Origin of the sequence: Pseudomonas sp. B21-028 (genome assembly GCF_024749045.1) — a bacterium.
GTDB lineage: Bacteria > Pseudomonadota > Gammaproteobacteria > Pseudomonadales > Pseudomonadaceae > Aquipseudomonas.
Map to the genome: position 1 here is coordinate 700,621 of NZ_CP087184.1, position 12,262 is coordinate 712,882.

The 12,262-nt window shown below is 61.0% G+C and carries 5 protein-coding genes; 2 read left to right on the plus strand and 3 right to left on the minus strand.

What is annotated here, in order from left to right; translation table 11 throughout:
• Nucleotides 1–21 precede the first annotated feature (21 nt).
• Nucleotides 22–7,080, plus strand: coding sequence for a TcdA/TcdB pore-forming domain-containing protein (locus LOY35_RS03110; RefSeq protein ID WP_258630572.1), 7,059 nt, complete (start codon nt 22–24; stop codon nt 7,078–7,080).
• A 24-nt stretch (nt 7,081–7,104) separates the two neighbouring features.
• On the opposite strand, the gene LOY35_RS03115 is transcribed toward LOY35_RS03110, so the two are convergent.
• Nucleotides 7,105–7,755: a hypothetical protein gene (locus LOY35_RS03115; protein WP_258630576.1), complete on the minus strand. Its 651-nt coding sequence runs from the start codon at nt 7,753–7,755 to the stop codon at nt 7,105–7,107.
• Between the two features lie 213 nt (nt 7,756–7,968).
• Here LOY35_RS03115 and LOY35_RS03120 point away from each other — a divergent pair, with 213 nt between their 5' ends.
• Nucleotides 7,969–8,787: a hypothetical protein gene (locus tag LOY35_RS03120; protein ID WP_258630578.1), complete on the plus strand. Its 819-nt coding sequence runs from the start codon at nt 7,969–7,971 to the stop codon at nt 8,785–8,787.
• Nucleotides 8,788–8,800: 13 nt separating this feature from the next.
• On the opposite strand, the gene LOY35_RS03125 is transcribed toward LOY35_RS03120, so the two are convergent.
• Nucleotides 8,801–9,397, minus strand: a complete 597-nt coding sequence (locus tag LOY35_RS03125; protein WP_047700219.1) for a MarC family protein — start codon at nt 9,395–9,397, stop codon at nt 8,801–8,803.
• A 62-nt stretch (nt 9,398–9,459) separates the two neighbouring features.
• Nucleotides 9,460–12,231 (minus strand): hybrid sensor histidine kinase/response regulator, encoded by a 2,772-nt coding sequence (locus LOY35_RS03130; RefSeq protein WP_258630582.1) that lies wholly within the window; start codon nt 12,229–12,231, stop codon nt 9,460–9,462.
• Between the last annotated feature and the right edge of the window lie 31 nt (nt 12,232–12,262).

A 12,262-nucleotide genomic window follows, 5' to 3' on the forward strand; every position in this document is an offset into this window, starting at 1 on the left:
ACGATAAATGGAAGTGTTGTTATGAGTGAGAAAAAACTTTCGACAGAGGGTTATGTCGACTTCAAGGGTGTATTGAAACCGAAGGATCTTGAACAAGCGTTGGCGCCCTACAAGGGCACCGATCAATATGAAGCGGTGCTCCGCTATTACTCCGGCTGTACCGCCGTGCAGGATGCACCATACCTGTTGGCGCCGCTGGGGCTGCTCAAACAGGCATTGACGGCACTGCCAGGCAGTCGTCAACGCCGTGCCGCCGAACCGACGCCGCCCGGCGGCACCGCCCCAATGGATCTGGTGCACATCCAGAATCAGGTCGAGCAGTTTGAAGCGCGTCTGCAAAACAGTGTCGAACAATTGAAAGTGCCCGCCACCGAAGTTCCGGACAAACTGCATTTTGCCTGGCTCGGCGGCGGTGTTGGTGCGATTCAACGTGATTACATCAATATATGGAAACAGCTGGTGGGCGCAGCCGGCCATCAACTTTATCTCTGGTATGACAGTGATGCACTGCTGGCCTATGAAACCAACCGGATTATTGTCGAGGCCGCCAAGACAGATGCCATGTCCAGTGGTGGAGAGGACAGTACCGATGCGTTTGAGTTGGGTGACCGCTATGAAGAACGTGTCATCGTCCTCAAGCAACAGATGTACGCCCATATCAAGAAGGCGATGGAAAACGGCGGCAGTGCCGATGATGCAAGAGTGGACCTGCTGGTTCAGGCCTATGGCCAGGACAAGGCGCGGCTCAATACCCTCAAGGCCGATAACCGGCACAGCCTCCAGGCACTGGCCGAAGGGAACCTGGCGCTGCGTGATCTGGCCCGGGGTGAAGAGCTTCAACTGAAGGATATCTACCAACGCGAGATCAGCCTGCGTGGCAATTTTGCCTCAGCCTCCGATGTCGTGCGCGCCGAAGCGCTGTTCAGGGAGGGCGGCCGATATGCCGACGTCGACTGTCTGCCACCCTTGCTGGAGAAACTCGGGCCGGTCGACATTCGCGGGTTCAAGACCGATGCGCGCCTGGGCACGCTGCAGTTGCTGCTTGATCGCAATCCCGACTGGATGCCGGGACGCCAGGCCTTGCGCAACCGGTACAAGGACTACCTGGAACAGATTCCATTAGAAAGTCGCGAGGCACTCAAGGGCTTCGCGGACAGCAAACCCGAGTTGAACCGCGTTTTTCGCATGCCGGTGGAACGCTTGGCTCGCCCATACGAGCTGCGCGCCGTTGTGGTACGGAACTCGCTGAGCAACGCATTTCTGATGGCCCACCCGGGTTCGGCGATGCTCAAGGCCGTGCTCGAACGTTTCAAGCTCAACTATGAAATCGTCGGCGCTACCGCACGCCTGGCCGATGAACAGAACGTTGCCTTTATCGATGTCAAAGCCATGGCCCGTGTCGCCGAGCAGGCCGTGACCCGGGTATTCGGTACCTTGCGTGAACTGTCGCCGGAGGCGGAAATGACGATGTCTTTCCTGGCCCAGGCCGCCGCTACCTACTACAGCGATGGCATTCGCCCCCAGAGCGAAGTGACGATCTACCTGACCGGACCTGGTGCCATGCGCGAGGGGATGGCGGATTACCAACAGGCGCATTTCACGCCTCGATTGGCTGAGCGGTGGCGCACGGAGGCCGCCATCCCGGCGGTTGGCTCCGTTAACCTGGCCACCGAGGAAGAGCAGGACCACTCCTGGAAGGAGAATGAAAGCGATACGGCGCAATGGCTCGTCAACGAGCAAAAACGCTGGAAGGACGGCCGTTTCGCGGCCCGTTACGCCGGTGACATGGCTGAGCTGCTCAAGTACCGCTCGCTCCAGTTCGATGAAGGCTGGCCGGTGCTGGCGGGGCGCCACGTGCTATCCACCGGGTTGCTGCAGCATCTGGCCGACGAGCTGGGCGATACCTTCATGACAATGATGAGTCGCAGCCATACCGGTTCGGTGACTTTCGACAAGCCTGTCGCCTTGGGTTTCAGCGAGCGCCAGTCGATCCGCGACCAGAACACGAAGCTGCTGCCCCCCGCCTCCTTGAGCGATGCACAAACCCAGCGCTTGTCTATAACCGAACTGTTGGGCCGTCTGGCCAAGGGCAGTTTCGAAGTGGCTCAACTGAGCCCACTGCAACGCCTGCTGGTGGGGGCGTTGATAGGCGCGCAGGCGCTGGATAACCGCAGCTTCGAGGCGGCTCGCCCACAATTGGATAACCTGGCCAACAACCTCGACGAGCGCGGCATCGCGGGCAACTACGCGACGATCGAGCGTGTCCTGTTCAAGCTTCAGGCGTCGGCTTTCCAGGCCGGGTTGGCTGACCCGAGCGGTGAGCCGCCCGGGCATTCCGAAACCGCCCTGGGCTTGAAGAAGAAGGCGCTGGAGCAGCCACTGACATTGCGCCAGTGGGGGCGGCACGTTGCCCGGATCCAGCAGGTGGCGAAGCTTGAGTACCGTGTACGGATCACCGAGCGCTTGGCAACGATCCTCGATGGCTTCGAGGCTGACACGATCAAGCTTGTCCCCCAGGACTTGTTGCTTCAGGGCGAAGGCGACAGGGTCGGCGGGCGTTGCTATCCGCTGACCCTGGTCATGGCGGCGGCCATGGCGACGGATAAGTCGGCGGTCAACACCCTGCGCGAGCGCTTCTACCTGGGGGCCATCGAGCCTGAGGCCAGCGATTGCGTGACGTTCCTGCAAGGCGTGGAAGCGTTGCGCGAAGTGCAGCTCAGTGACGTCGGCAATGCCTTGGGGCGTTCGGATCTGAAGCGGGTGGTGGAGACCCTGCAAGCGAGGACGACCACCGGCACGTTGCTGCTCAATTCCGACAACCACGCCATGTTGGTGGCGAGGACCTTCGACGGTGTGCGTAGCACCTATCACTTCTACGATCCGAATTTCGGCGTCTTCGAGTTCGAGCATGCCACTCGATTCAGACAGGCGCTGGAACGCTTCTTTATCCAGCAGGAAATGGCCGTTCACTATGCGGCGTATGGTGATGCGGCTCGTCCGACGTTCGAGCTGATCGAGCTGGACGGTGAGCGGGTGTCGAAAGCCTCGTTGCCCGGTTCGATCCGGGTCGCGGAGCTGTTGCAGCCCGGCGCTTTGCCTGGTCATGCGCAGTCCCCCGTCACGCAGCGGTTGGCCAGTGCCCGCGGACAATCGCTCATGAACAATCCTCGACTCGGCAGCAGCCTGCTGGCGCTGGACGGTCACTGGTGGGGACAGCGGATTGCAGAAGTCACGACCCAGCTCAAGCAGCAGAACCGATTGGCGCCGCAGCTTGTGCCGTTATTCGAAACACTGGAAATCACCTCGGACGGGTCGTATCGGATCAACCTGATCGATCCGAAGGAGCCCGGGCAGTTGGTACGGGTTGTCAGCGACGATCATCGACTCCTGCGGATCAAGGACTACCTCTCGGAGCGTTTCCTGGCCTTGGCCAACAAACCCCTGGTCCCGGGCGAGCCTGCCGAAGTGGGCAGTGTTCACACCCTCAATGCCGGCTTCAGCATACAGGCACTGATGTCCGCGCTGACTGAGCGGGAAGGGCCGGAGCGTCCCTTGTCCCTGGCGGTCCGGCTGCATGGCTATGTCAACTACGCACAACTGGTGCATGGCAACGTGGCCGATGTAGCGGGCTTGATCGGTTTGGTCCGGCAGGCGTTGGCGGAAGAAAAGCTGATTGCCCGCACCGTCGCACCCGTGGTCAAGGCGGCGGTGGGGTCCAGCGTGAGCGAGGCGACCGGAGGCGTGCTGCAACTGGCGAATGTGGGGTTCGATATCTATCAGTTGTCGACCGCGTCCAATGAGATCGAGCGCGCCCGGTTCGGTACTCAACTGGCGTTCGATTCGGCCGGGCTGATGTTGTCGGCGGGAGCGCTTGCAGTCGGTGCCACCACGGCCGGAGCGATTCTTGGCGGGGCTGCCGTGATCCTGGGCGGCCTGGCGGTAGGGATGACGGCAGTGGCCCAGGGGTTTGCCGCCATTGCCGAAGAAGCCAAACAGGTCGGGCTGTTCTTCGACGAACTGAGCAAGGCCCATCTCCAGGCCTATCGGTTTGACGCCCGCAGCGACGCCTGGTTGCCGCGTCCGTCACTGATCGCCGGCACGTTGGATCTTGTCCGTGGCGAACTGGCCCTGGACAGCCCGAAGTTGTATCCATTGCGTGATCATTTCGGTGTGCCGACGTTCGATGACGATTATGACCGGGCGATCGATATCCGACGGGAGCTGCGCCTGGTCGATCGGGTCAAGTTCACCCCGTCCGCCGGCCAGGCCATCGTACTGCCTTGCGTGCCGGAAACCTGTTACCGCTATGAGTACAAGGCGCTGCCATTCGCGGGACTGCGCCATGACACCGGCTTCGACACGGCACGGCGGCTGGAGAAAAAAAAGGCGGATGGCGGATGGTTGTTCCTGTTTTCGTTTTATTCATTTCCGAGCGACTACATCCTGCACCGCATGCTCCCGGACTATCGGCCAACCGTAATCGACGTGGTGCTCGATGAGGCCGAGCGCTCCCTGGTGGTGCCGGTGCTTCCTGCGCAATGGCACGGAAAAATCAGCTATCGGATCAAAGGCGCGGGCAAGCGCTGCGCGGTGGGCCTCAATCCGGGTGTGAGTCTCACGCTCGAGTCGCTGAACCGCCGGAAGTCGGATTGGGTATTGGACGCTCCATGGGCCAGCGAGAGCGACATCCGGGTCGAGCGCTACGCGAACCTGTTCGTGGGCGCCGTCCAGGTGAGCTTCACCGGAACGGGTCTTCATGACGTGCTGCTGCGGATCGCTGGCAACCAGGTGTTCCAGGTCGGGCTGGGCGAACGCAAGCTCACGCTCCTTGAGCAGGATGTACCTGCGGGCATGGATCGACAGGCGCTGCAGTCACACCTCAGGAGCCTGGCGCAAGGTCACCGCCTGGTGATGCCCTACACGCCGCTCCATCGTTACCGGGTTCCCTTCGAGAAGCCCGACGAGCCCCGTCACGTCACGGCCTGGTATGACTCGAAGGAGGATCGGTTCCTGTACATCCGTAACGAGATCCCCGGTACCGATGACGCGCTGTTAGGCGCGGTGGCAGGCGACAGCGCCTACTTCTTTGACCCGCAGGGCTTGATCGTCTGGCAGGCCGACGCGACCACCGGGCTGTTGAGTCATCGTTATTGGCTACGCAGCGCAAGGGATGCGGCGACCACTATCAGCCGCGTCGAGGCGGACGCTCAAGGAGTGGTTCATGTCGAGCAGCGCATCACCCGCGCCGACCAGACCCGCGATGTGCTGGTCTATGTGATCCATGATGGGCAATTGCTGTTGAGTTCGGTGACCCGGGATGCGGGGCCGGCGCTGGAGTCGGTGTTCAGTGCCAGCGAAACACTGGCCGACTGGGCCCAGGTCCTGGGCGACGGTTACCCCTTCACACCGTATGTCGACAAGGAGGCGGCTTACGTCACCGTCAACTGGCAGCCGGCCCCCTTTGTGTCGGTCTGCTGGAAAATCGACGCGCAACGGCGGGACATGGCCTGGGTTCGTCGCAGCGACCAACTGATCATCCGCCCCGTGCCGAAACACAATCATCTGCGTGGCTGGCCGGATTCGATCAGGAACATGACGGATCTGACCTTGCTCACGCCGAAGGATGGCAGCGATGTGTTCATCGTATACGACAGGCCCGCAAAGACGCTGTGCCGCCGGCGACGCACTCGGGTGGCGGACAAGTGGCAATGGTCGAGCAAGTGGAAGCAGCACGAGAAACTGGAAAATATCATCGCCATCGACGATGGCTACCTGGTGCTGACTTCCGACGGGCTGTTCTACACCCTCACGGACCAGGGCGAACTGAGCCTGGGAGGCGTGAACGAGCCATGGTTCAAGAGTCGGGCACATTGGTGGTCTGCATTGGAGCCGCTGGCCCGACGACACGCCAGCAAGCGTCTGGCCCTTGTCGGTCTGACCAGTTTCCGCGCTGACGCGACGTTGTGTGCCTGGTACATCGGCAACAGGCTGCTGCTGGCCGAACCGGGGCATGGCAAGGACATGCGCTTGCTGAGCGTCACGCCGGATGGCGAGGCGGCCTGGCTGTTCGATGTCTCGAAGGGCGCAGTGTATCGCCAGACCTTCATCGATCCGCAGAAGCTTGAGCCGGCTTTCGGACAGGGCGCGCGAGTGTTGCAGGCTGATGCGTTACCCACGGCGCAGCGTGAATGGGCGTCCTGGACATTTGCCGAGGTGACGGTCGAAGGCCCCGGGCTGCGGGGCGTGACGCCCGAAGGTGTCGTGGTGTCGCTGCGCAATCGAGCGCCGGTGTTGATCACGGGCGTGACGCGTGAATGGGTCATTGCCCAGGATGGCCGGGAGCAGGAAATGCTCGAGCAATTGGCGGACCAGCCGTTTCGTAGCGCGTTACTGACCGTGGAGGATCCCGACGACCTGAAATGGTTCGTCACTGAGCGCAAGCGCCTGATTCGGGTGCCCAAGGTCGATATTCCGGGAGTCTTCGATGTATTGGGAACCCGGCGACAGGACAACGTGCTGCTTCATGAACAGAGCAAAGGCAGGCTGTTGAGCTACCCGGCCATGGAAGAGGCGGGCCCCCTCGGCTACGTCCAGCGTGAGGGCGAGGTGTTGGCCATCGGCGGGGAAAAGCTGAAGATCGACGGTCTGCTGCCGGACGAGGTCACGACCCTGATCCTGCGCATGGGGCAGGGGGGGATGAGTTATCGGCTGACGAAGGCGGCGTGGCTGAGGCTCGAATCGGTCGTTCTCGACTGCCGGCCTCCTCTGGATGGCACGGCTGCCGAGCCTGGCAAGCTGATCTGGGAGCTGGATGACCCGGACCGACTGCTGCTGAGCATTGTCGATGAGCACTTGGTGATCATTGATCCTGACACCGGGCACAGTGTGATTGTTCGTGAAGTGTATGCCAGCGATATCAACTTGCGGGGTGAGGTGTTGCTCAGTTTCGAGGCCCATCGACGCTATGCCGTTTCGAGGTTGATACAGCGCTTGGACGCCCAGCCTAATCCGCGCAATAGCATCACGCTGAAGGCGTTGCTGAACGTCTCGAAGACGCTGGAAAACAATGCAGTGAATTAATCTGACCGTCAGGTTGCTGAACACTCAGGGGGCGATTCTTCTCAGGTTGAATCGCTTCATGAGGTGTTCGTCGAGCTTCTTTTTGATGAGCGGTCTTTTATTGTTCAAGTGGTCCCTGTCCAATTTGAGGAATGCTTGTTGCTGGACAATTTTTGCCGAACGCTTTTCCCAGTTCCAGAATAGAAAGTTATGTTTTTTTATATCCACACTCAGCTCGAGTTTATAGACGGCGATATGGACGTTGTTCCGTGAGTCGTAGCGGGCCGGGATGATCTGAAACGTTTCGCCTTGCCGGGTTTCCCTGTCGAAGGACAGCATCGCCGGCTGATCGGCTTTCAGGGCATCGAGGGTGTCGATCATCGCGTTCGCCTGCCGCGAATCCTTCATGGCCTGGGCGCCCTGAACCAAAAAGTCTGCCACCGAGCCCGAGACGAGGTGCCGGGTACGGGTGAAGATAGTGTCGTCATACAGCGACCAGCCGAGGAAATTCAGCGTGCGGACGTACTCTTCGAACCAGCCTTTCGAGTCGGTGTAGCGGTTATGGCCAAGGTCGGCTGATCGGGTGGCAATGCTGTTGCAGTCCGCGATGTCGTTGTGATCCTGCGGGGAAAGCGTCTCGATATAGGACAGCAGGTTAGGGCCCGTGACCAGGCCGGTCAGTAATGGGGTGTTCATGGGGAGTCTCCGTTAAAGTTGTCTTTATAAATACAACGATGATCGGTGAGTTCAAGTGAATGAAAGAGTTGATTTAAATCTGGATGTTTGTTGGGGTGGGAAGCAAGAAGGGCTACATATGTTGTAATTGGCTGAAAGTTGCAGTTTGCCTGAAGGCTGAATTAGATTGCTGTTGGTCCGCAGGAGCGGTCATTACATAACCAGGGAAGTTATATGGAACAGTTTGAAAGTGAAGTAAGTGTTGAACAGAGTATTGAGCTGATCGGCGCGCGCATCAACAGGCGCAAGGCGCTGGTTGCCGCCGGCCGGCGTGTGCGTCGATCCGCGGCGTTGCAGGACAGCCCGACCAGGGACCTGGACGCGCTGATGTTGGGAAACGCGCTGGTAGGTTACGGCGCCAACATGTCGCTCACCAACATGGCGATCATGGAGAACCTGATGACCATGGCCATCATGGAGGCCAACTTTGAAGTGCCGGGGGGCAAGAACACCTTGGCGTGGTATGACGCGTTTATCCGGTGCCTGCACGACCTCGGCTGTTTCGTGGCCGATGACGGCTATACCCGCTACTCCGAGAGTTCCCAGCGCGTGGACATGGACTTCGTGATCAGCGATATCGTCAAGGGGATCATCGATGGCGTGAAGGCCAGCGTCCCGGCAGCGTCGGTGCTCGGTACGGTGGTGAACACCACGATCGACGGGCTGAAGCAGGACAAGCAAACCCTCAATCTGTACAACAGCCAGGTCAAGACCCCCGAGGGTGCCCGCCTCTCCGTGATTCCCTGCGAGCAGTTGGCCAACGGCATCCTGATCGCCTCGTCCGCCTCGATCAGGCAGACCGGCACTTCGAATAACGGTGGTGTGCTTTTCGTGAACTGGCAATCGTCGGCGCGGGACATCTTTCGCGGTAAATCCTTCGTGACGTTCAACCCGACTCGTTACGAAGAGTTCAGGTCGGACATCGAGGAATACCTGGGCGAGCATCGCCGGGAAGTACTGCGAAAGCGCTTCAACCGCCGCAAGCAAGGGTAAGCGGTCAGCGGAGCTACGGTACCAGGTAACCTTTTACGCCGGTGAAGATGATCTGTGCCGCCAACGCACAGACGAATAACCCCATCAGGCGACTGACGATCTGCAAACCCTGGTCACCCAGGATCCGTTCGATGCGGCTGGACAGGTAGAGCACGACGCCGACGGTGAAACTGGCCAGGGCGATGCTGATGATGGCCATGAGTTTGTCGTCCCAGTGCGGCTGGCTCACGCCCATCACCAGCAGCGCACCGATGGTACCGGGGCCGACGGTCAACGGAATGGTCAGAGGGACGATGGTCACGTCCTGCTGGACACTGTCGGTCTGTACCGCCGACTTGCCTTGGGCCATGCCCAGCGCCGAAATGAACAGCACGCTGCCGGCGCCGATACGGAACGCATCCACGGTGATGCCAAACACGCTGAAAATCACCCGTCCGAACAAGTACAGCAGGACGCTGGAGACCAGCGTTGCGATCGCGACCTTCCAGGCCAGGCGTCGCTGTTCCTTGCGCGAATAGCCACGGGTCAGGCCGATAAAACACGACAACACGAAGAAGGGGCTGTAGAGCACCAGCATCTTCAGATAAACGCTGAACAGCACATGGAGCATGGTCGGGGCTCAAGGCGGAGAAAGAGGACGGAAGTCTATCAGGCGCTGTGACGTCTGTCGGCTCAGGACGTTTGCGCCGTACGATTCTGTTGCTCGCGCTGGGCGACCCAATGCTCGATCAGCTCGCGCAGTTGCGACAACTCCACCGGTTTGGACATGTGGCCGTCCATCCCGGCCTGGCGGGCCCGTTCCTTGTGCTCGGCCAGGATGTGGGCGGTGAGCGCCACGATGGGCGTGCGGGTTCGCTGGTTGCCCATTTCCCAGGCTCGCAGCTGCTGGGTGGCGGAAAACCCGTCGAGGATCGGCATTTCGCAATCCATCAGGACCAGGTCGTAGCGCCGTTCCTTCATGGCCTTGAGGGCTTCCTCGCCGTTGCTGGCGGTGTCGGGTTGCAGGTTGAGCTTGCCGAGCATGCCGCGGATGACCTTGGTGGAAATACTGTTGTCTTCGGCCACCAGGATGCGGAAATCACTGGGGACTTTCACCGGTGCGGCGGGGCCGGCATTCAATGGGACATTGGGGCCATGGCCCTTGTTGCGCTGGTTCAGTTCGTCCGCGAGGGTAGTCTTGAGGGTATAGCCGGCCACCGGTTTGGCGAGGATGCGCTTGACCCCGCTGTTGCGTGCCACGATCTTGCTCGGTGCGTTGCTGATGCCGGTGAGCATGATCAACAGGATGTCGTGGTTCAGGCTCGGATCTTCCTTGATCTTGGCCGCCAGTTGCATGCCGGTCATGCCGGGCATGTTCTGGTCCAGCAACACCACGTCGAAATAATCCCGCAGGTGGGCCTTGGTGCGCAGCAGTGCCAGGGCTTCCTTGCCCGAAGGCACCGCGCTGACATTCAAGCCCCAGGCGCTGCATTGCTGCACCAGCACTTTGCGGCAGGTCTCATTGTCGTCGACGACCAGTACCCGTGCGCCTTGCAGCGGACTGTCGAGATCGGAAGTCGGATGCTCCAGGCGATCCGGGTCCAGCGGCAGGGTCAGCCACAAGGTGCTGCCCTGGTTGCTTCCGCTCTTGATGCCGAACTCGCCGTGCATCAGCATGATCAATTGGCGGGCGATGACCAGGCCCAGGTTGCCGCCCAGGCGCGTGGCCGACAGGAAGTTCTTGCTGTGCAGCTCGGCGTGCATCAGCGTGTCGCGCTCCTCGGCGTCCATGGGCAACCCGCTGTCCTGCACGGCGATGCGCAGGCGCGGTTCGCTGCTGCGCTCGTCGAGGGCCACGACGATCAGCACCTCGCCCTCGTCGGTCTTCTTCAAGGCGTTTTCCAACAGGCTCAGCAACGCCTGGCGCAACCGCGTCGGATCACCGCTGATCACCCGCGGTACCTGGGGCTGGATGAAACTGATCAGTTCGACATTCTGCTGCTCGGCCTTGGCGCGGAAGATGCTCAGGCAGTCCTCGATCAACGCGTTGAGATCGAACTGCACGTCGTCCAGTTCGATCTGGCCGGATTCGAGCCGGGAAATGTCGAGGATCTCATTGATCAGCGTCAGCAGCTCGTTGCCGGCGCTGTGGATGGTCTGCACGTAGTCGCGCTGCTTAACCGACAGCGGCGTGCCCAGCAGCAGTTCGGTCATGCCCAGCACGCCGTTCATCGGGGTACGGATCTCGTGGCTGATCTTGGCCAGGAATTCCGCCTTGGCATTGATCTCGGCATTGCTCGCGGCCAGGTCGCGGCTGATGCTGAAGCGGCTCTCGTTGATGGAGCGCTGGCGTTCGCCCAAGGCGACGCTCATCAACAGGCCGCTGATGCAGATGAACACCAGCAAGGTGACGATCAGGCCTTGGGGCGCGACCTCCGTGAGGCCTTGCAGGGCGGGCAGGATGATCAGCGTGCCCAGGTTGAAAACCACCATGGCTGCGACAAACAGCCGTGCCGGGCGGTAGCCCTTCTGCCAGTGCCAGGCACTGACGAACAGCATGCTCAGGCCGGCCAGGGCCACCAGCGCATAGGTCATGATATTGAGCGGCAGCGTGTTGACGAACAACAGCAGCAGACTGCACAGCATGATGAAGACGATGTCCCCCAGCAGCAGCCGGTTCAGCGGATGCGGTCCCAGGGGCGCAAAGAAGCGGTAGGCGAACATCAGGCCGCAAGGCGCGGTCAGCAACAGGGCCAGGTAGGCCCCCGGCGTCTGCACCGCCGGCCAGTCGGGCAGCCAGCCCCCCGCCAGGTTCAGCAACAGGGCCAGGCTCAGCATCAGCAGCCCCTCACACGCCGCCAGCCACAGGCAACTGCGTGAGCGGGTGTAGGCGTAGCGGGTGAGGTTGTGCAGGATCAGCATGGCAAGGCAGCCGAACAGCAAGCCATAGATCAGGGTCTGGTTCTGATCCGCGGCCGCCATGATTGCCGGCTGCAAGGTGATGTACGGGCGCAGTTCGTGCCGGGATGTCAGCCGCAGGTAGACGTCCACCGGTTTGTCGCTGCGGGGCAGGGCCAGCATGAAATCGCTGCTGGGTACCGAGTGTTCGCTGCGGGGCAGGGCATTGCCGGTGATCTGCTGGTCGACCAGGGCATCGCCGTCCAGCGCATAGAGATTCAGGCGCGACAGGTCGGGTGCGAAGATGCGCAGGATCTGTTCATGCTTGTCGGGAGCCAGCCGGAAGCGCAGCCACAGTGCTCCATCGGGCCCGGCGGCCTGGAGACGGTCGAGGTCGATGGGGCTGAATTGGTTGGTGTAGCGGGCAGAGCGGATGTCGCTCAGCTTCAGGTCGCCCTGTTCGTCGAGCAATACCGCCCAGCCACTGCCTGGCGCGGCCTGGGCCGGGAGCATGAGCAGCGTCAGCAGGGTGACGGTAAAGCCTATGGCGATCCTGAGCCAGCGCACGGCGAAATCCCTTCGTAGGTTGATGCCAGAT

Excerpts from the sequence above, each read along its gene's own strand:
- LOY35_RS03110 (WP_258630572.1), top strand. The coding sequence starts at position 22 with ATGAGTGAGAAAAAACTTTCGACAGAGGGTTATGTCGACTTCAAGGGT.
- LOY35_RS03115 (WP_258630576.1), bottom strand. The coding sequence starts at position 7,755 with ATGAACACCCCATTACTGACCGGCCTGGTCACGGGCCCTAACCTGCTG.
- LOY35_RS03120 (WP_258630578.1), top strand. The coding sequence starts at position 7,969 with ATGGAACAGTTTGAAAGTGAAGTAAGTGTTGAACAGAGTATTGAGCTG.
- LOY35_RS03125 (WP_047700219.1), bottom strand. The coding sequence starts at position 9,397 with ATGCTCCATGTGCTGTTCAGCGTTTATCTGAAGATGCTGGTGCTCTAC.